General features: G+C 57.3%; 16 protein-coding genes and 2 pseudogenes. 10 read left to right on the top strand and 8 right to left on the bottom strand.

Translation table 11 applies throughout. The annotated features are described in order from the left end of the window. Positions 1-94: 94 nt before the first annotated feature. The 8 genes from XH92_RS34885 to XH92_RS34850 all read left to right on the top strand — a co-directional run bounded on the left by XH92_RS34885 (position 95) and on the right by XH92_RS34850 (position 8,111). Positions 95-1,621, top strand: a complete 1,527-nt coding sequence (locus XH92_RS34885; protein ID WP_246787870.1) for a class I tRNA ligase family protein — start codon at positions 95-97, stop codon at positions 1,619-1,621. Beyond that, a complete protein-coding gene (locus XH92_RS34880) occupies positions 1,618-2,832 on the top strand; it encodes an MFS transporter (RefSeq protein WP_246787869.1) in 1,215 nt (404 codons plus the stop codon). The genes XH92_RS34885 and XH92_RS34880 overlap by 4 nt, the downstream gene beginning before the upstream one ends. 23 nt (positions 2,833-2,855) lie before the next feature. Beyond that, on the top strand, positions 2,856-4,166 hold the full coding sequence (locus XH92_RS34875) for a lysine N(6)-hydroxylase/L-ornithine N(5)-oxygenase family protein (protein WP_194456171.1): 1,311 nt from the start codon (positions 2,856-2,858) through the stop codon (positions 4,164-4,166). 49 nt (positions 4,167-4,215) lie between these two features. After that, positions 4,216-4,557, top strand: a complete 342-nt coding sequence (locus XH92_RS34870; RefSeq protein WP_194456170.1) for a cupin domain-containing protein — start codon at positions 4,216-4,218, stop codon at positions 4,555-4,557. Then, positions 4,554-5,621, top strand: a complete 1,068-nt coding sequence (locus XH92_RS34865) for an FAD-binding oxidoreductase (RefSeq protein ID WP_194456169.1) — start codon at positions 4,554-4,556, stop codon at positions 5,619-5,621. The genes XH92_RS34870 and XH92_RS34865 overlap by 4 nt, the downstream gene beginning before the upstream one ends. A 103-nt stretch (positions 5,622-5,724) precedes the next feature. After that, the gene (alr, locus tag XH92_RS34860) at positions 5,725-6,819 is read left to right on the top strand and encodes an alanine racemase (RefSeq protein ID WP_246787868.1); all 1,095 of its coding nucleotides are present in this window, start codon (positions 5,725-5,727) and stop codon (positions 6,817-6,819) included. Further along, on the top strand, positions 6,816-7,544 hold the full coding sequence (locus tag XH92_RS34855) for a hypothetical protein (RefSeq protein ID WP_246787867.1): 729 nt from the start codon (positions 6,816-6,818) through the stop codon (positions 7,542-7,544). The genes alr and XH92_RS34855 overlap by 4 nt, the downstream gene beginning before the upstream one ends. Before the next feature lie 354 nt (positions 7,545-7,898). Further along, the gene (locus XH92_RS34850; RefSeq protein ID WP_194456167.1) at positions 7,899-8,111 is read left to right on the top strand and encodes a hypothetical protein; all 213 of its coding nucleotides are present in this window, start codon (positions 7,899-7,901) and stop codon (positions 8,109-8,111) included. A gap of 1,266 nt (positions 8,112-9,377) precedes the next feature. On the opposite strand, the gene groL is transcribed toward XH92_RS34850, so the two are convergent. Continuing rightward, on the bottom strand, positions 9,378-11,018 hold the full coding sequence (gene groL / locus XH92_RS34845; RefSeq protein WP_194456166.1) for a chaperonin GroEL: 1,641 nt from the start codon (positions 11,016-11,018) through the stop codon (positions 9,378-9,380). Positions 11,019-11,102: 84 nt separating this feature from the next. Continuing rightward, on the bottom strand, positions 11,103-11,417 hold the full coding sequence (groES, locus tag XH92_RS34840; protein WP_194461561.1) for a co-chaperone GroES: 315 nt from the start codon (positions 11,415-11,417) through the stop codon (positions 11,103-11,105). A gap of 569 nt (positions 11,418-11,986) precedes the next feature. Between groES and XH92_RS34835 the strand changes: the two genes are divergently transcribed. Further along, positions 11,987-12,634 (top strand): FkbM family methyltransferase, encoded by a 648-nt coding sequence (locus XH92_RS34835; RefSeq protein ID WP_305825858.1) that lies wholly within the window; start codon positions 11,987-11,989, stop codon positions 12,632-12,634. Between the two features lie 1,227 nt (positions 12,635-13,861). Here the strand turns inward: XH92_RS34835 and XH92_RS34830 are convergent. The 6 genes and pseudogenes from XH92_RS34830 to XH92_RS34810 all read right to left on the bottom strand — a co-directional run bounded on the left by XH92_RS34830 (position 13,862) and on the right by XH92_RS34810 (position 18,704). Further along, the gene (locus XH92_RS34830) at positions 13,862-14,977 is read right to left on the bottom strand and encodes a condensation domain-containing protein (protein WP_246787866.1); all 1,116 of its coding nucleotides are present in this window, start codon (positions 14,975-14,977) and stop codon (positions 13,862-13,864) included. A gap of 260 nt (positions 14,978-15,237) precedes the next feature. Further along, entirely contained in the window at positions 15,238-15,753 is a 516-nt protein-coding gene (locus XH92_RS43305) for a hypothetical protein (RefSeq protein WP_246788653.1), read from the bottom strand. A gap of 17 nt (positions 15,754-15,770) precedes the next feature. Then, positions 15,771-15,953 (bottom strand): annotated as a pseudogene (locus tag XH92_RS43300) (MFS transporter); the annotation flags it as partial. Positions 15,954-16,172: 219 nt separating this feature from the next. Then, entirely contained in the window at positions 16,173-17,066 is an 894-nt protein-coding gene (locus XH92_RS34820; protein ID WP_246787865.1) for a sulfotransferase, read from the bottom strand. Positions 17,067-17,101: 35 nt separating this feature from the next. Continuing rightward, the gene (locus XH92_RS43995; protein WP_371818103.1) at positions 17,102-17,329 is read right to left on the bottom strand and encodes a hypothetical protein; all 228 of its coding nucleotides are present in this window, start codon (positions 17,327-17,329) and stop codon (positions 17,102-17,104) included. A 988-nt stretch (positions 17,330-18,317) separates the two neighbouring features. After that, positions 18,318-18,704 (bottom strand): hypothetical protein, encoded by a 387-nt coding sequence (locus XH92_RS34810; protein WP_194456163.1) that lies wholly within the window; start codon positions 18,702-18,704, stop codon positions 18,318-18,320. Positions 18,705-19,380: 676 nt separating this feature from the next. Here XH92_RS34810 and XH92_RS34805 point away from each other — a divergent pair. Continuing rightward, positions 19,381-19,860, top strand: a pseudogene (locus XH92_RS34805) (aminotransferase class I/II-fold pyridoxal phosphate-dependent enzyme); the annotation flags it as partial. Positions 19,861-19,942 lie beyond the last annotated feature (82 nt).

Raw genomic sequence — 19,942 nt, 5'->3', positions numbered from 1 at the left:
GAATACGCATCCCGTTGATGTGTATATATCTCCCGTCAACTTGACGGCCAATGGCAGAGCACATCTGGGGCATGCCGCTGGGCCATATCTCAGAATGGATGTTGTACAGAAGCACCTGAAGAGGGCGGGGCATCATGTTCGTTCTGGACTGACGACTGACGGTTTCGAGAACCATGTCCTGGTCCGAGCGGCTCTTGAGAGCATTGACCCGTCCGCCCTGGCACATGGCTTCCATATCAAAATTGTTGAAGATCTCGCCTCTGTCGGTGTCGTCTTCGATCATTTCGATGATCCAGCGTATGGCAGCAATCTGCAGCGCTTTTCGAAGGTCGGCAACGCGCTGATGGGCGCCTTATCTGCAGCAGGCTCGCTTCGTTTCCTCGCGGGGCGCTTACCAGTGGACGATGCGGATTCTAGTGCCGCACCAGAAGAGCGATTCTGCATTGGAGGCTGGTTTGGTGCAACCTGCCCGGTTTGCCTGGCATCTGCCGGGAGCTTCTTCTGCGAACAGTGTGGACATCATTTTGAACCAGAAGAAGCGCTGAATCCGGTATCCAGCCGCGGGCGGATCGTCGAATGGCTGGAAAACATTTCCGCGTTCCTTTCAATTTCGGGAAAGGACCTATTTCGACGAACGTGGGACGATACGGCCATCGAATCCAGCTTTCTGGAGATAGGGACACGGTACGTCGCGCGCAAAGGCCAGCAAATGCGCCTGACCGTACCGGGACTACACGGGCTGGCTTGGAATTCACGACATTTCAACAGCCAGCAGATATTGTTTAGCTACTCCTCGTTACTCTACGCTCATTCTCTCTATTGCGGTTACAAGGACACGGAGGGCACCCACAAGCCCAATCCTTTTGCGCGCGAGTCCAATGCGTTCCTCATTGGCGGTACCGGTATCGATAACACAATCCCGATGCTTGTCGGCGTTACTGGATGCGCATTGGGTCAGAACTCGTTCCGCCCATTTGATCGAATTTTTTTTAATCACTTCCTTCGGCTGAACGGTTCGAAGTTCTCCACGAGTCGCGGCCATGTGATCTGGGCAGGCGAAATCGCTCGAATTCCAAATATATCGGTCGACGTCCTCAGAGTGTACCTGTCGGAAATCTGCCCGGAAGAAACCGAGACCGACTTGGTGCCAGGGCGCTTGGTCGATCGTTACAACGCGGTTCTCGACAAGATATCTGCGGCAATCGACCGCTGCACGGAGTCCCTAAACTCGATGCCTTCTCTCGCTGGATGTCACGTTGATAGTGCGATGATGGTTACGTTGGATCGACTCTACGAAAAGCAGTGCGCCGCGCTTTCGCTCGACCGTCTGCGGGTATCGCAATCGTCGCGGCCGCTTATCGAATGGGTTGATCATCTTGATGGTTCGCCGGACCATAAGACCGCTTACGCCTGGCTTATGGGATTCAGTATATTGGCCTGGCCGCTGATGCCCAAGATAACAGAAGCCTTATGGCGCTGGCTCGGTCATAGCGGCCATCCAGTTGCCGCACGCGCTTCGACGCCTTCACCTCACCGAAATGGAGGGGCACCGAAGATCGATGGACGCAGGTTGGCGGTCTCAGATATTGAACGATGCCTTCCGGGAAAGATTGCAGCATGACAGTCGCGAACATCGTTCCTGCCGAGAAACTGCCCAGTGCGATCCCGTTAGAAGTGTCCATTCCTTTTATGCTTGGTAGTATCAGCTTGGCGGCGTCCTATGGTTCGAGCTTCTTTCTCGTGGACGCTCTGCGGTCCATTCAACAAAGCGCCACGACCGCCGGAGCCGTTATCTCGACCGGTACGATCGCAACGATACTGTGTTCGCTAATGGTCAGCCGGATCGCGGATTCGCTTGGCTTAATGCGAACTATCACCGTAGCCGCAGTGATGATGGCGGGCGCGATGATGTGTTTCGCATTAGCGTCAACTTTAACGCTCTTCGCCTACGTCGGAGGACTTTTTCTCGGCATTGGGTGGTCCGGCTTCTATATGCTGGCGCCTCTTCAAGTCCTTGGCCACGTGCGGGCCGAAGCCCGCATCAAGTATCTTACCTTGCTATCCGGGTCGCAAATGCTGGGTATCGGACTTGCTTCTCCTCTCGCGCACACCGTCGCGGTGACTGCGGGATCCTACATTGCGGTGTACGCCCTATTTGCGGCTGCATGTCTCGTTGGCGCGACGTTCTTGGAATTCGCCGGTAGGGGGTTGGCGCAAGCTCCTCAGACCAAATTGCCAACCATACGTCTCACCCTGGAGGGCGTGCTAAAAGCGTTCGAATCGAACACGCGATATCCGATCATCATGATCGGCCTTGGGGGATGCGTTTTCGCCGGTCTTTTTACGTTCCAAACGCTCTACGCTGCATCGCGATCGCAGTCTGCCGACACATTCTTTCTGGTTTTCACGCTGACAGCCGTCTTCATGCGGTTTGCTGTGGCGCCGGTAATTGGAAGATTTCGCCTTGAACGCGTAGCCGCGGTTCTCATCATATGCACTATCGCGGGGCTATTCATTCTTTTCGTGAATGTAGGCAGTACGGCGAACTACATCTTCGGAACGATGATGTTCGCGCTGGGATACGGTCTCAGCTATTCGACCCTGAACAGTATGGTCGTGTACATTGCTGAAACGGATGGGACATCGTTGGCAATTGCGTCTCAAGTCTTCACGCTCTCCTACTTCATTGGCCTATTCGGATTTCCATACATCGCAGGGCAAATCGTGAAGTTCGGCAGCGTCGATAATCTGCTGATAAGCATGATGATACTTATCGTCGGGAATGCAGTTCTTCTTGTAACTCAAGTGTTCTCGGGCAGCCGAGAACATTGACTGGCTCCTTGTGGGATCATGGGATGCTGAAACACGCCGACAGCTACAACGTCATCGCGATCGGTGCGGGGCCGGCTAATCTGAGTCTGGCAGCGCTCGCGGCTCCAATTCTGGACATTTCGTTGAACGTCCTTGAAAGCTTAGAGAAGGTAAAGTGGCATCCCGGTCTGCTTTTGGCAGGTGCCGTCATGCAAACCAGCCCGCTAAAGGACTTGGTCACACCGGCCGATCCGACGAGTGCATACAGTTTCCTCGCCTACTTGCATGATAAGAAGCGACTTTATCAAGCTATTGTTCGGGGACTGGCCTCTGTTACTCGTAGTGAGTTTGAGGACTATTTGCGTTGGGCTGCGGCGAAGCTGGCGAACATTCAATTCGGCGAGCACGTGAGCGCAGTCGAACTGCGCGGTGAAGCCTTCAATATCACAACGAATTGCCGCAGTTACCAAACCGGTACGATTGTGCTTGGTGTGGGCAGGGTACCGTCTGTTCCTGAGTGGGGCAGGAATGCGCCGCCAAACGAGGTGTTTCACGGGAGTACCCTTCTCCTGCGGCGACGTGAGTTTTCCGGCAAGCGTGTCGTGGTCGTAGGTGGCGGCCAAAGCGGGGCTGAAATCTTCCTTCATCTCCTCGGTGGTGCATGCGGTCCATTGGGAACCCTGACCTGGGTGACGCGCCGCGCAAGCATATTCGCGCTCGAAGACAGTCCTTTCGTCAATGAATGGTTCTTTCCGCAACATGGTGATTGGTTTTTTTACCAGAGTGAAGCCGCCCGGAAGCAAATTCTTGAGCGACAATCGTTGGCGAGCGATGGCGTGAACTGCTCGACGCTGCGCGCTATCTACAATGCGCTGTACGACCGCGAAGTTCATAGACGGTCCTACCCGGCCCACGTAAAGATATACGTGGATACCACGGCAGAGGACTTGCGCGGCATGTCTCCCTTTCGCTTGGATTTGCGTCAGCGGAAGACAGGAACTTGTTCACAACATGTCGCAGACATTGTCGTCTTGGCCACAGGCTACCGCACCGAAATCCCATCGTTCCTGGAACCGATCGCAGGACGGCTCAAGGTCCTGAATGCCCCAGGTGGCTCTCAGGAGATCGTGGTCGACAAAGAGTTCTCGGCTCGTTTTGACGGTCCCGGAAAGTGCCGCTTGTACGTCCAGAATGGCGCACGCCTTCAACATGGCATCGCTGATACAAATCTAAGCCTGGTTCCTTGGCGCGCTTCGCTGATCCTCAATTCGATCATCGGCCGCGTAGCCTACGATTGCGGGCCGGGAACAGGCGTCATCGAGTGGAGTAGCATTAGCTACGAGGGCTCCTGCTGACCGGCGAACAAGTCTGCCACGAACACGGGGTAGTGGTTCGGAGTATACAATGAAGAATGCACAGTTGATGGCGCTGGGCGACAGGACGGTCTATAGCCCCGGTGTAGTCTTGCAGCACGTTGAAGAAATCGGCGAGTCCGGGACCCCTTGTCCCGTCGAGCTCATCGAATTTCGGCTGGATCCGTTCGCTGTGTCGACGCCTCATTCTCATTCTTCCTGCGAGATCTGGCGCATCACGAGCGGCCAAGGTCGGGTGATAACTGACGATGGAGAGTTGGCCATCAAGGCAGGCGATCTGGTGTTTCTGCAGCCACATCGAACTCATTATTTGGAAAATCGCGGCAGCGAAATTCTGTGCGCTTTGTCTATCGCTTGGGAGGGAGCTCGATGACCGACAGCATTTACGACTTGGCGGTCATTGGCGCCGGCGTCATGGGCCTGAGTGCCGCCTTCATTGCAGCGAACAGCCGGCCGCGGGATAGAATCGTCATCTTCGATCGAGAGACCGTGGGGGCAGGTGCCAGTGGGTTTGCCCCCGGAATCCAGATCAACATCGGTCGTAATGAAAAGGAAAGAAGCCTCCTCAATCGTGGGTCAAGGATTTGGCGAGAGATCTATCCCCATGGGCAATGGCCCGGCGGCCGAGACTGCGACGTATTTTGGTTGACGCGTGATCCGGAAGAACTCACGCGAACGAGCTGTGTGGTCGGTACCGCCCCATCGACTTCTTTCGCGCTCAGGGAGAGACTTTTATCACTGCCGCAATTTGTGGTTCCCGGCGATATGGTCGTGGCACTGGATCGGGGGTCTTACTGCCCAGTCAATTCCATTGTTCGGGACCTTTCCCTACGGCTCAAGGCCGTCGGGACTTCGATACGGGAGCGCACATCGATTGCACGGATACGGCAGAGGCCGAGCCATATTCGTCTTCAGACATCCGATGATAGCGAACTCTCGGCGAGGCGGGCCGTTCTGGCAATCGGTCCATGGCTGCCAGAGTCACCCTTGCGCGCGCATTTCGCGGAGGGGCCGCGATGGCGAGTCAAAAAGATCGTCGCGCTTCACTTGGCGGCGCGCCCTACAACGAACTGTCCAATGGTCGGCTTGTTCGATGACTATGCGTTCCTGGTTCCTATGATTGAGGAGGGGTATTGGTTGTTCAGTTTCACCTCGCAAGAATGGGATGTGAGAGCTGACCCCGGCGGGCTGCACGTCAGTTCGGATGATCTCGCGCGCGCCACCGCAATCCTCGCAAAATGGTTTTCCCCTGACATCCCCACCGTGGTATCAGCGCGTGTGTTCTGCGACTGCTATTCTGACGATGGGGTCCCGTTCTCTCGTCCAGCTCAAGATGTCGCCGGACTGTATGTCATTGGCGGCGGTGCAGGTAACGGGTTTCGTTTTGGGCCCGCGTGCGCGGAAGAGGCAATTCGATCGCTGTATTCTCACCATTGATAGTCGTCGGCGTGCCGTGATGAGAAGACATGTGCCGATTGGTCTCGAAGACCATCCCTATCATAAACTTGTAGATGCCGTTCGCGAGACGTCGAGATCGACCATGATTGTTGATCTCAGCGCAATTGAAGCCAACTATCGGAAGTGCCAGGCGCTTGCGCCTCGCAGCGCTTGCGGCGCCGTCGTCAAGGCTGATGCCTACGGTCTTGGCGCGACACGTATAGCGCCCTTCCTGGCTTCCCTCGGCTGCGTGCATTTTTTCGTCGCTGATGTGGAGGAGGGCGTTGCCTTGCGCGAGGTGCTGCCATCATCCGCGAGGATCTATATGCTCTACGGCGCTATGCCGGGCATGGAGCTGGCGGCCGAGCAGCGCAATTTGCTGCCGATCCTCAACAGCAGGGAACAATTGGAGGCCTGGCTTCGGCATTGCCGACTTCGCAATCGTGCGCTGCCAGCAGGAATTCATGTCGACACTGGCCTTTCTCGATTGGGGTTTTCCATTGATGAATTACGCACAATCGTCGAAAATAGAAACGGATTGTCTGAATTGCCTGTCGTGCTGTTCATGAGTCAGCTCGCCTGTGCAGAGTGGCGAAACGAGATCTGTCTCCAACAACTAAATCGGTTTCGCAGACTTTCCCATTTGTTCCCGAATGCGATTCTTTCGCTATCGAATTCGGCCGGACTGTTCGCCGGACGTGAGTTTCATTTTGACCTCGTAAGATCGGGTGGAGGAATTTTCGGCTTCTCGGCGTCCGATGATCCCGATTTCAAGCCGATGCAAGTTGTTCATCTGCGAACGCAAATTATTCAATGCCGTAAACTCGAGCATGGGGAAGCGATTGGATACTTCAGGTCCTACACAGTAAAGAAGCAAATGCGGGTCGCGACCGCCGCGATTGGTTATGCTGATGGATTTCCGCGTACTCTGGGTAATCGAGGGCATGTCTTCATATATGGTCGTCGTGCGCCTATCGTCGGCTTCGTTTCGATGGACCTTATCACCATTGACGTAACTGACCTGCCCGAGAGTTTGACGCCGCCCGGTACGGTGGTGGATCTCATCTGCCCCGAGCAGACCGTCGGGGATATGGCGTTGGCCGCGAAAATGCTGAGCGACGAATTGACCACGGCGATGGGACGACGATGCCGCAGGCTTTACGTCTCATCCGCGCGAGATGATATGAGGCACCAGTGAACTCCTCCGCGTTCCGGTCCCAGCAAGTCAATCGAGCGATCTATCTAGGCAATGAAGGCGTACGTCTCATGCGTCCGAGCTGCTTCACTGCCGAGGTGCGTCAGTTTCATCATCGCGAGAGACTGTTTTACCTCGATCTCCTGTGCGCGACCCAGTACCAGTTGATCATAGAAGTTGGTTGTAGCGGCTACCGCCTTATCGGCATAAAAAACGATGACAATGATTATCTTGGCATCGAAATAAATCCACCTCGTATGCGCCGGTTAAAGAGCAGGAGAGGAGCGGTTATCCGCTGCGAGGCCAGAAAATTCTTCAAAAGAATGCGGCTAATCGAAGAGATAATGCGCCGATATGATGGAAAGGTGCTTTGCATACTGCCGTTTAATTTTATTGGCACGATGGACGCGCCGATGGAATTTCTGTCGCTGGTCTGTAAAGCGCCTTTTGATCTAGCTTTGTCGCTCTTTTCGACGAGCGATACGGCAACGGTGGCTCGCCACGAATACTATGACCTTTGTGGTATTACCATTCAGGGGGTGGTGCGCACGGATGACTATGTTCGATTAGATTGCTCCAACGGTTTTCAGGCATTCGCGTTCGATCCGGTCTTTCTGGTGAACCGCATATCCTCGTATGGCTTCCGCTTGAACGAGATAGAATATCATGATGTCTGTAACTTCCTTCATTTCAAAAAGGGGCATCCTGAAATGAGGGGCAGGATATGAGGGAGCAGGATAATGCCAACCGAGCTCAGAAACAGATATTAGGTATCGACGCCAGCCGGATCACTAGAAAGCAAGCAGCACGGAAAGCCACGGCTAGTTGCATAGGCCGACACCATTAGGCAACGAAAGGCTTACAACAAGTCAAGCCGAGACCTGCGACACGCGCCGGGCGGGGAGCTCCAATCCGCAGTTTCTTTCGGCTTCGTCGCTGTTGCCTAGATGAAGCAGAAATCGTCCCTCCCAGCCTTGGCATTCCGAGAGCAAAGCACCCTGTTCGGCTTTCATGAGACTGTGTCGTCCAAGTCACCAAAGGGCTGGGGCTTCGGCCTATGTTGACCCGGAGCGAGGACTTCCATGTACGATGTCTACTTGAACGAACGGAACGACCTTCTCGTCGTTCCTCGAGGCAATTCCATTCCGATCGATCTCAACAGGAACTGGCGGAAGAAACGTGTCGTGCGCTCGGTTAGCGAGCAAATCCGCGAAGATGTCCGGATCTACGGCTACCATCGGCGAAAGTTGCCGCTAGGTCGTTCGATGAAAACCTTAGCTGACAAGCAAGCTTGATCTACAAACAACAAGCGATCGGCAAACAAATTCCCGGCGTTTTATTTCCGGACCGATCGGCGCGCCGAGAGCATCGAGCCTCTTTCTGAGGTCGGCAAGCGATCGCCTACCACACGCGGGACTTGACTTCAACCTAGCGACTTCTGCGCCGCAGTGGTCCGCACGGTATATCCGTGTTTGAAACCATGCCGCGACGGGAGCCAATTTGGGAACAGCGGGTGTGGAGTCCCGTTCAGCAGCCTCCGTTAAAATCCAGCCGAAGTAGTTCCCCGAATCAGATAAGGCATCTGCGTCGAAAACTTAAGCGATCGCGGCTCGAGGGCGACAATGACCAGCAGCTTTGCGGGCTATTTGGCTTCTTTCCGCTCTCGCAAACCAAAGTAATAGGATGGTTAGGCCGAAAATCCAGTTCGGAGTCTCTAAAACGGAACCAGTGAGCAACTGAGGAGCTCGAGATTATGATACCTGGCGGCCGGGCCCGGTGGCGATTTCTTCGCTGAGATTCACACGCGTTATTTTTCGAAATTCGATTCTAATGATGCGGGCATAGGGCGGGTAATTTTCATCTCGTATTGTTCAGCCCTGGTTCGGCTGCTGATTTCGGTGACGAGCGGCCGCGACCTCAGCTCGGCCCCAGCTTGAACCTCTCGCTGGGGCCGCTTCTGCATGAAACCTAATTGATGCGTTGTGGCTGACCGGGCACTGCTCGAGAGTCTTGTTGGCTCCGACAGCCGTGCCGGAAGAAGATTCTAGTAACGACCGTTGCCGTGACACATCGTTTCTTGGCGATCGAGAATTCTAGATCAGCGATGTACTCTGCGGGCGACCTGCCATCTTGTCGCCTGAGGCGAACTTACTCGTTTGGCCCGCGCGCAATAACGCCGCTTTCCAAGGAAAAATGTCGGCGCGCCGGTCGAGCCGCATCTTACGCCGTCATCTGCGTGGCCCTGTGAACCCTCAGCGTTGACTAGATAGCGTGGTATAGGATCGATCTGGATCATGCGCGGAACTGAAAGATCCGGTATACGCGGTCTAAGAACTAGAGCTCATGGAACGTCATGGATGGAAGCCGAGCGGCGGCGGGAGAGAGAAGGCAGACTAACCAACTTAGGTGTGCGTCGGACGGCCGCTGCTGATAAAATGGCTGGCGCCAACTGCCGATCCAACTCAAGCTGACAATGGTTGCGTGGTTGCAAGCTTGCCTGAAGTCGAAAACCCTGGCATTGCTGCCAGGGTTCTGCCTGTCGATCCTTTTGAGAGGAGGGATCAGAAGTCCATGCCGCCCATGCCTCCGCCCGGAGGCATTGCGGGACCGGGTGCGATCTTTCTTGGCAACTCGGCAACCATCGCTTCCGTCGTGATCAGCAACGCCGCCACCGAGGAGGCGTTCTGGACCGCGATGCGCACGACCTTGGTCGGGTCAATGATGCCCTTGGAGACAAGGTTGCTGTACTCGCCAGTCTGCGCGTCGTAGCCGTAAGAGTACTGATCCTTCTCTAGGACTTTACCGACCACGACCGAGCCATCTTCACCGGCGTTGATCGCGATCTGCCGAGCCGGCCAGGACAGCGCCTTGCGCACGATCTCAACGCCGGTCTTCTGGTCGTCGTTCGTGGTGCGCAGGCCCTTGAGCTGCTCGGAGGCACGGAGCAGGGCGACGCCGCCGCCCGGGAGAATGCCTTCCTCGACCGCCGCACGGGTCGCATGCATCGCGTCATCAACGCGATCCTTGCGCTCCTTCACCTCGACTTCGGTCGCGCCGCCGACGCGGATCACCGCGACGCCGCCCGCGAGCTTGGCGAGACGCTCCTGCAGCTTCTCACGGTCGTAGTCCGAGGTGGTCTCCTCGATCTGCGCCTTGATCTGGGCAACGCGGGCGTCGATGTCGGCCTTCTTGCCGGCGCCGTTGACGATCGTGGTGTTTTCCTTGTCGATCATCACCTTCTTGGCGCGACCGAGCATCTGCAGCGTGACGTTCTCGAGCTTGATGCCGAGGTCTTCCGAGATGGCCTGGCCGCCGGTCAGGATCGCGATGTCCTGCAGCATGGCCTTGCGGCGATCGCCGAAGCCGGGAGCCTTGACGGCCGCGACCTTCAGGCCGCCACGCAGGCGGTTGACGACGAGGGTGGCGAGCGCTTCGCCTTCGACGTCTTCAGCGACGATCACCAGCGGCTTGCCGGTCTGCACCACGGCCTCGAGCAGCGGCAGCAGCTCGTTCAGCGAGGAGAGCTTCTTCTCGTTGATGAGGATGTAGGCGTCGTCCATCTCAACGCGCATCTTGTCGGCGTTGGTGACGAAGTAGGGCGAGATGTAGCCGCGGTCGAACTGCATGCCCTCGACGACGTCGAGTTCGGTCTCGAGCGACTTGGCTTCCTCGACCGTGATCACGCCCTCGTTGCCGACCTTCTTCATGGCGTCGGCGAGGAACTTGCCGATCTCGGCATCGCCGTTGGCCGAAATGGTGCCGACCTGGGCGATCTCCTCGTTCGAGGTGACCTTCTTCGAGTTCTTCTGGAGGTCCGCAACGACGGCTTCGACCGCGAGGTCGATACCGCGCTTCAGATCCATCGGGTTCATGCCGGCGGCGACCGACTTGGCGCCCTCGCGCACGATAGCAGCCGCAAGCACGGTCGCGGTGGTGGTGCCGTCGCCGGCGGCGTCCGCTGCCTTGGCCGCGACCTCGCGCACCATCTGGGCACCCATGTTCTCGAACTTCTCCTCGAGTTCCACCTCCTTGGCGACGGCGACGCCGTCCTTGGTGATGCGGGGAGCGCCGAACGACTTCTCGAGCACCACGTTGCGGCCCTTCGGACCGAGGGTGACCTGCACGGCGTTGGCGAGAATGTCGACACCGCGCAACATGCGGTCTCGCGCTTCTACGCCGAACTTGACTTCCTTGGCTGACATAATCGAATTTCCTTAGTTTAATTTCTCATCCTTCGACGCGCCCGGCAAGGCGTTCGTCAGGGGTGAGTGGTGGCGAGCGCCGGACTAGGCGGCTTTCTTCTTGGAAAACACATCCGTGAGAACGCCCATGATGTCGCTCTCCTTCATGATCAACAGTTCCTGACCGTCGACCTTGACCTCGGTGCCTGACCACTTTCCGAACAGCACGCGATCGCCGACCGCCACGTCGATCGGAATCAGCTTACCGGTCTCGTCACGGCCGCCTGGGCCAACCGCGACGACTTCGCCCTGCGAGGGCTTTTCCTTGGCTGTGTCGGGAATGATGATGCCGCCAGCTGTCTTCTCTTCAGCGTCGATGCGCTTGACCACGACGCGGTCGTGAAGCGGACGGAAATTCATGCAGGCCTCCTGAGCATTTGAACGAGTTGACGATGGGTGCTTTCTGAGCAGCACCATTATTGCAAGAGCCAGGCCAAAGACGAGCAGAGCGATCTGCCTGCAATCGTGATGAATCTCACGCTTGGCCTGCGCGTGCATTCGTCCGGAAGCAAACGCCTTCATGTGCACAGCTCGCCAAGCTGTTGCGAACCTGACATTGCTTCTCGTCAAAACATCCGAGTGTACCGTCACGCGCATGGGCGCCAAAATGTGCTCGCTAGGGACCGCAAGATCAGGCCGATCACGACCTACCGATGGGATGGTGATCGAGCGCCGACAGTCTCTTTCCGTTTCTTCTCCACGGCTCTTCATTGTCGCCCCTGCGAGCAAAGCTGCTCGTACGAATTTGGCTGAAAGAAAATCATGCGGCCGGGCTATTTTGCGTCGACGGCATTCCAATAGCGCTGATGGAGCAAGGGGATTGGACCGGCATATGGATTATATACGTTGATATACGTTGTGCCGAAGCCTCCAGCGTGTGATTGCGGTGGCGAATTCAACCGATCTCTGCGCCAATAGGAAAACAACCTGTGTCGTCGGTAGAAGTACATCAGCATATCGTTTCGCTTCTTCAGAAGTCCAATCCAGTCATCTTGGATATCGGCTGCAATGACGGAACCGATACGCAACATTTTCTTACCCTGTGCCCACAAGCTCAGCTTTACTGCTTCGAGCCGGACCCTCGTGCGATTGCGCGCTTTAAGAAGAAGTTGGGCCCTTCCCTCGATAAGGTGACGCTGCTTGAAATCGCGATCAGCGATCGAAACGGGATGATCGATTTTCATCCAAGCAATGCAGATGGAGATGCAAAAGAATGGGATCTCTCCGGCTCGATACGCCGTCCGAAAAACCATCTTACCGAGTATGATTGGGTTCGGTTCGACCGCCCTTTCTCGGTTGAAACCCGGCGGCTGGACGATTGGTACAGCGACGCTAAGCTGAACACGGTTGATTTCATTTGGATGGATGTCCAAGGCGCGGAGGCCGACGTCATTGCGGGCGGCATGCAAACCTTGAGCAATACACGCTTCATCTACACGGAATATAGCGACCGGGAGCTCTACGAAGGGCAACTGTCGCTGCAAGCCATTCTTGATCTATTGCCGTCATTCGAAGTGGCGGCTCATTATCCCCGTGCTGTAGAAGGAGATGTATTGCTCAAGAACACGCGCTTCTAGCGCCTGCCACATATTCGGCCCTCATTTACCCCTGGAAGACGAATGGATACCGCGGTCCGGACAGGCGCTTCAAGTTCCTTTCACATCGCGGTGGCCATGCAGGCCTTAGCGATAGCGCACATAAATGGAATCCCTCGATGATTTCTGTGATTGTTTGAAGATCATTTATTTGGCGGGCTGGCTCGGCCCGCGACTCTGGTGCGACCAGCTCGAGCTTTCTCAGATGCCTGAACCAATACTGCCAGCCGACGCTCAAAGCGTTTAATTGTCTGAATCGCTGCTGTATGCTCCGGTCCTCTAGGAACCCGGTCCGCTGCTTCGAACAAATGCCAAAGCAACTGCATCAGCTCTCGTAGATCCTTAAGATGCGCCACTTCGATTACGCGCTTTGCGTCGCTGTTGTTGCGTCATGCTGAAACATTTGTCTTCAGTCCAAGTCAATCGCCAGTGGGGTGCATAGCGAGTTCGTCGCTGCTCATCAGCTGCAGCTCGTATTCCGTGTCGCTTGCACGAAGCATCGTCGATGAGCCTCTGCGCCATCATGTACGAACATGCCTCCATCAGCGCATGATCCGGAAAATCAACGCCTGCCGTGCGAGGGCGAATCCATTCATTGAACGAAGACCTGCAATGACCGTGCCATCGCTAGCTCAATGCAAGAAAAGCATGGATATGAGGATGCTAGCTCGCAATTGATCGCAATATCTGCTGGTCATAAACTCGACATGCTGCTCGGCACTATGCACGTTACTGTCCGGAGCAAGAGTTGTGTCGGCTTAGCCTGGCGAGGATCATCCGCAAGCCACCCGCGAGAAAGTCGCCTCAACCAAAAGATAGAGCAGATAGGGCCTATGCTCGCGCCCGGTGGCGCTCTCGGCATGCTGCTAAATTTAGCTCCTTTCTGGCCACCCAAGCACGAATGATCGTGATCGTAACGCGAGCGGTTCTTGGTCAAGAACGCTAACTCTCAGCCACCCTGGTCAGTCGATTGAGAGCCGCGGCAGCGGACGAGCGCCGCTGATCAGGTGGGCCTGCGCGGCCACTTCAGCAAGATAGTCATCCATTGCATTTCGCGCGGTTGCTGTACCAGGGTGGCGGAAGTTCACGGAAATTCCGTCCTGCCAGCGACTGACCCATAGGTATGTCTCGTAAGCATCGGAGCTACGGCTAATCAGAAATCTTGTCCGCCAGTGGGGCCAGCGGTCCGACCCGGGCACCGTCCGATTGTCAATATAGGATACCATGAAACGGTCGCGCAGCGTGGTGCCAAGCAGCTCCATGGCCTTTGAAAATGGCACCTGAGCCGTTTTCTTGGCGCGTTTGAGTTCGAGCCGGGCGGCGTGCAGGATTTCCGGCAACGTATCGGCCACCCGGAAGCTCACCGGGCTCATCCCGACATACCATCCAACCGAACGCATCGATCGTAGATCGTACCTGGTGTGAAAGCGCGCAACGGCGTGGAATTTGTCGTTGGTTCGCCAGTGTCTTTCCTGCCAGCGCCAGACTGGCGAAAATTCCCGTCGCCGCGTTTCCGCCCTGGGACCTGCAGCCGCGATCGAATTCGCATGCACCAGCCGCATCGAGCAGCCACATTTTTCCGCTCCGCTGCAAGGATCTCTCCGGCGCATCGAATGATAGCGGAAAGTGCGGCAATTGACCGCCGTTCGCCGCGATCAGCTCGCGCCAATGGCCGATGGCAGGATGGTCATCGGTTAGATCGGTCAATCGCTCTCGTTCGGCCTCGGCGTGATCCAGATAGCTGTGCACCGCTGCCAGCTGAGGTTCCACTCGACGGATCGCGGCTGTGTACAGCTCGCGGATCTCATACGGTACCAAGGCCATCGAGTAGGCATCGCTAACCGAGTGGTCGGCGGCGAGCAGGAGGCTCGTGGATGTCGGCCGGCTGATCGTCACGAAGACATACGCCGGCCAGCGCAGCGCGTTGGTCTCCGCGTCAAACAGTTTTTCGAGCAACTGAGCAGTTTCGCCGCTATCGGCGCAGTCACTCACCACGGTTTGCTCAAGCGCTGCAGCGCCTGGATCAATCGTGGCGCGATGCATTGCCGATCCATCCTTGGCCAATCGGCTGCGTAATACCTCGTGCCGATCGACCCAGCCAAGGATCGCTTTGGTCAGCGCGGCGGCGTGGAGCTCGCCTGGCAACTCGAATGCTGCGCCGAGCCAGCCCGGTCGGCCATCGTCCGCAGAGCGAAGATGTTCCTCTTGCACATAGGACGGGCGGCGCGGGTCAGCCCGCCAGCTGATCGGCTCGGGGACGTTGATCCGCCAAACCATGAGCCGCCCAGGCTGCCGATCAAGATCGCCAAATTCTTTGATGTCCATGAGCCAGTCCGTCGCGGTCATAGACGCAAGCTGCGCGCCTGGCGCAGCGGCCAAATCCACACTATGGAGGCCATGCCAAGCACGCTGCTCGCGAGTAACGTGGTACGCAGGCTCGTCGCAGCAGCGGCCGCGCCGCCGGCCAGCGCCCTCAATGAGGCCAGTCCCCACACCACGCTGCGGATACTCGCATTGATCCGGCCCTGTAAGTGCGGCGGGACCAACGCATATCGAATGGGAACCTGCTGCGCGTTGTAGATCCCTTAACCGATCCACAGCATGAATTGGGAGAGGGTCACGCATGCTACTGCGGCCCACCAGGGCTGGGTGAGCAGGGCCGCCAAGCTCATTCCGCCGGCGCTTACCGCCAAACCGATCATTAAACTTGGGCCGAGGCCGATCGCCCGGCCCACCCGCGGTGAGCTAGCCGCGCCGACCACACCTCCAAGCGCACCGATGCCGAGCGCCATGCCGACGAGCCGGCTGTCAAACCCGAGATCCTTGGTCAAATGCAGCAGAAACGCCGCAGAAAACGCGTTGTGCCAAAAGATGAATGTGCCGCTGGCCAACGTGACTGCCCGCAAAATCGGATTGCCGAACAGGCTTGCCAAACCCTCGGCAACTTGGCCAAGCACCGCTCTCGGCGCGGCCTCCGAGCACCCAGCTTTACGCAGGGGCACCAGAGACAGCAACGCGGCGGCAAGCAAAAATGAAATCGAGTCCGCCAGGAACTCTGTGCCCGAACCAGCTGTGAGCGATCTAGCAGAGTGGGTATGCACGCCAGATAAGCCACTTCAGCGATGACTGCGGCAACCCCAACCAGCATGCTCGTCGTGTACAACTGAACCAGTCCAAGATGTCCAAGGTTGGCGAACAAGGGAATTATGGCCAGCGTCGCCGCCATCACCAGATGGGCGGTCAAAAGGATCCGCCGATGAGGGAGGCGGTCGACGACGACCCCGGCGAACAGACTCACCACCAGGTACGGCGCTCGACCGCAGGCCAGCAGCAGCCCCGTTTGCGCCGGTCCCGCGTCCAGCCGACGAGCAGCGCAAGATAGCTTCGTGGCAGTCCGCGAGGCGCGGCGAAACAGCGCCGGCGGCTCACGTGTCGCCAGACAGGCTGGGAGCCGAGAGATACCCGAGTCGGCTCAGCTCACTTTCGGCGATCTGCTCGAACTCCTCGATCTGGGCTCGCGTCAGATCTTGGACGTAACGACCGATCCTGCCTCGGTGCAGCGGCTTCCCCGCAGCCTCGGCCGCCGGATGGCCGTGCGGTTGTTCGAACAATACGTGCTCGTATTCAGCGTGACGCAGCACGGCCTCATCCCAAGGCAAGCCGAGGTGATCCAGGCCCGGGCCAGGGTGGGACGGGGACTGGTTACAAGATCCTCGTAACGCACCTCAAGATAGCGGCCAGGCGGCGCGATTCGGTGTGGCTGGGATACCACTTCCAGCCAACCGCGCGCCGCATCGGCAACAGTTCGGTACCCCCAATCAGGAACGGTTTTCAGATGAGAGGCGGCAACGTCGCGGCCGTCCCGCACGATATGCACGAAATGTGCGCGCGGCCACAGCCGGGCGAAGGCGTCGATGTGGGCAATCTTGCGCTGCAGTTTCAAGCCCCAGCGCCGGGCCCCGCTACGTGCTCGGCGCAACTCGCCCATCTCGTTGATAAGGCAGCATCGGGCGGCGAACGAAACGATGTCGTCGCCCATCTCGACCATCACCTTGCTGACCAACCCACGCATATCATCGAAGTCGAGGCCGAACCGGCGGCACTGGACCACAAAGTGCACCCCGTCATACCAGAACGGATCGACCGTGTTTTTGGTCATGCCCGCGACACGGGAATCGCCGGCCGCCAGCAGGTCGATCGCGCTCAAGATGTGCGGACCGAGATTGGGCGGTTCGAGGAAGTCGATCTCCGGCCCGGCTACCAGATCCAGATGCGAATCCAGCACGATGCTCAGCAATGTGGCGCCCGAGCGGTTCTCCCCGCCGAGCAGCACCGGCGATGTGGAAAATGGATTGGGCAGCGGCATGGCGGTGTTCTCTGTTGGAAAATGCCTGCTCATCCGCAGACGGGTCAAGCGCGTCTCCGGCTACATGCGCTCGCGCATCAAAATCAATGGTCCGATAGCGGAAGGCTATTCCGGCATACAAAGTCATTCCGCCGCCGAGCGCGCACACAGTCCAGCGGACGTCCAAACGACGTCAACGTACCTGCCGAAGACCTTACTAGGGCGGTATCCATACCATCTTGGACGCTCGCCAGCGAGGCGCCGGGAGGAAGCGCCCGACCTTCCTCGAGAAGGAGCACTCGCAAACCGTGTTGGGCGATCTCGTAGGCCACGGTCGAGCCGCTGGCACCACTCCCGACAACGCATACATCAACGATATCGGCCGTCACTATCCCACCTCTGGCAACAAATTTCGACAATGCGCAATCAAAGCCCTATTGATCAGTGACCGGCTGCCCCAGATAACTGCCATAGCCAACGATGAACGCGCGGCAGTTGCACATTGCCCCAGACTATCCAGTGCGGCTTGGCTCGGTCGCCAATGATCATCTGGCGGGTATCATCTGCCAAATATCATCGCGAACTACCCTGAGATCGTACAATGTGACGCTACGTACGATTCAAGGCCGTCCGACCCTACCGCGTGAAATATGACAGATGGCTAGGTCAGGCGGTTGTCCGATCCACCTAACTTGCGTAGCTGCGTGGGTCAGCAAATGTGTCTGCACGATTTGCGGGCGCTCGCGAGCTCCTTGGGTTAAACGTCACAAAGGCCATGCGGGCAGCATTTCGAAGGCCACCAGGACTGTTGGCTCCCGAACTTTTCGCAATCATCAGACGTGGGTTGGCTGGAACAGCAAAGCCGCGCATCTTATCGGAAAAAAAGCCCGGCCTCATTTCGAGGGCCGGGCGGAAGTGAGTCTGGCAAACGAGGCTGCTAAGCGTCGCGCCAGCTCTCGTCGACAGAGGGAGGGCTGCCGACGGTTATTTGCGGTGATGCATTCACCGCAAATTCTAATCACGAAGGGATCGATGTCGGTCTGGCGTTGTTTCCTTTTTCCCAAGGCGATATTCACCAATGCACGGACGGCCCGGGACCATCCGTCATCGACCCCACTCGTCTAATCGGTATGATCTTGACGATCCTCGTAAAGCAAAGTCGACCGCTCAGGTGTCGTTGTCGCGCCTCTGGCGGAGGGGCCCCGCTGGCTTGCCCGGGGCCCCTCGCGTCCTGCTTTGAGATGCTACAACGTAACGCTAGGTACGAATCAAGTCGTTTGAGCTGCGGCACGCGTCATGAAAATTTAAGCTCCCGATTTCTCACGGGCAGCGATCAATCCGCGAGCCGCAACGGTGCATGTCGTATTCTGCTTGTGTTGCCTGTGCTTGTGCCACGTGAGCGCTCGAAGATTTCGCCAGCGCGGTTTCTCGATTCTCCGCAAGGATTACTGCGGCGACGAAGCTTTGCGACCGTAACCTCAGGCAGGTCGCGCACGTTGTAACTACGCTCAAGTATTTCAAGAAAACGGCCAAGCAAACGCGACTGCAGGTCGAATAGGCGGTACGGATCGGAATTGGCGTGCGCTTGTTGGTTTGCTTGATGCGAAGAGCACGAAGCGGCCGCCGAAGAAATTCAACGCAGGACATATGAGCGGCGGAATTCCCCAAGTAATTCGAACTGATCTCGCGGAAGAAAATCAACAGCATGGCCGTTCCATTCAATGAGCTTCCTACGCCTAGCTTTTGGATCGTCCGATTGACGTGCACAGTCGAGAGCCCGCATGCATCGGCGATGTCTTGCTGTATGAAGGGGACATGAAGACGACCATTGTCCAGGAGCCCCACGAGCTCAAGCCGCGCAGCGCTTCTGCTCGATCGCGTTGACCGTCATGCCAGCTAAGATTCTGTACGAGACGCTCAGATCTGTGGCGGGGATGGCACGCTGAGCCGGGGTAGCGAGATCGTTCGGCCGCATCGTACAGTATTTTTACTGGCGTAGAAATGCGGGGTTCCAGTACATTCTTTGCAGGGAATGTAGTTTGAGTCCTTGTTCGTGATTACCTGCTCGAATTGAGGTCCAAACATGAGTCACGCGGCTGGGATCGCTATGAAATGTCGATAGTGACGGAAGAAGAGCGCGAGTTGGCGCGGTGCAGGCAGGAAATAGCACGTCTCAAGAATCTGGTTGTACAGCTTTCTCAGCTCGTCTTGCGGCACGTCGCGGAAGCCGCAATGCAGGTGAGTAACTTGGGCGTGTGATCATAAATGACAGAGGGCGGCAGTTAGACGATTTCCGTTGTGATCCGCAGCGCGGCGTCCCCAGGGGGGAGGGGAGCGGCCCGCCTTGTTTTCCCGAGGCGGGGCCGCGCAATTTCCGGTCGAACTTTTAGTGATCCACACCTGCGGCAAGGCGCTGGGCGCGGCGGGTGCTCTTGTCACGGGTTCCGGCGTGTTGCGCGACTTCATGGTCAATCGGTGCCGCCCATTCATTTTCGCCACCGCGCCTTCACCCCTAATGGCCGTAGCGGTGCGAGAGGCAATCTTAATCCTGCAGGAGGAGCCCGAGCGGCAACGACATCTGATCGATTTGATCGACTTTGCACATCGGCAGCTCATTGTGTGCGGTCGCGCGAGTTCTTCGAACTCACAGATCATTCCTTATGTTGTGGGCGACAACGCCCGCGCGATGCGGCTCGCCTCTGCGCTACAGGCGCGCGGCTTTAATATTCGTGGGATACGGCCGCCAACGGTGCCTGTGGGAACGGCACGGTTGCGGATCTTGCTGACACTTAACGTGGGGCAAGATGATGTATCCGACATGATCGATGCGTTGGTCGAGGAGACCTGGGGCGACGTGCATTGAGGCCACGCAAGATGATCATGAGGCTGACGTCGGGATCGGCAAAACTGCTTCAAAGGTGCTTGCCGACGCACCCGCTTCGGAA

The organism is Bradyrhizobium sp. CCBAU 53421 (assembly GCF_015291625.1).
Lineage (GTDB): Bacteria > Pseudomonadota > Alphaproteobacteria > Rhizobiales > Xanthobacteraceae > Bradyrhizobium.
The sequence above is the reverse complement of the archived record's forward strand: the minus strand, read 5'-3'. Positions and strand labels throughout refer to the sequence as shown.

Coding starts and splice junctions, on each gene's coding strand:
- XH92_RS34885 (WP_246787870.1), top strand. CDS start 95: ATGGATGTTGTACAGAAGCACCTGAAGAGGGCGGGGCATCATGTTCGT.
- XH92_RS34880 (WP_246787869.1), top strand. CDS start 1,618: ATGACAGTCGCGAACATCGTTCCTGCCGAGAAACTGCCCAGTGCGATC.
- XH92_RS34875 (WP_194456171.1), top strand. CDS start 2,856: ATGCTGAAACACGCCGACAGCTACAACGTCATCGCGATCGGTGCGGGG.
- XH92_RS34870 (WP_194456170.1), top strand. CDS start 4,216: ATGAAGAATGCACAGTTGATGGCGCTGGGCGACAGGACGGTCTATAGC.
- XH92_RS34865 (WP_194456169.1), top strand. CDS start 4,554: ATGACCGACAGCATTTACGACTTGGCGGTCATTGGCGCCGGCGTCATG.
- alr (WP_246787868.1), top strand. CDS start 5,725: ATGATTGTTGATCTCAGCGCAATTGAAGCCAACTATCGGAAGTGCCAG.
- XH92_RS34850 (WP_194456167.1), top strand. CDS start 7,899: ATGTACGATGTCTACTTGAACGAACGGAACGACCTTCTCGTCGTTCCT.
- groL (WP_194456166.1), bottom strand. CDS start 11,018: ATGTCAGCCAAGGAAGTCAAGTTCGGCGTAGAAGCGCGAGACCGCATG.
- groES (WP_194461561.1), bottom strand. CDS start 11,417: ATGAATTTCCGTCCGCTTCACGACCGCGTCGTGGTCAAGCGCATCGAC.
- XH92_RS34830 (WP_246787866.1), bottom strand. CDS start 14,977: ATGGACATCAAAGAATTTGGCGATCTTGATCGGCAGCCTGGGCGGCTC.
- XH92_RS34810 (WP_194456163.1), bottom strand. CDS start 18,704: ATGCTGTTGATTTTCTTCCGCGAGATCAGTTCGAATTACTTGGGGAAT.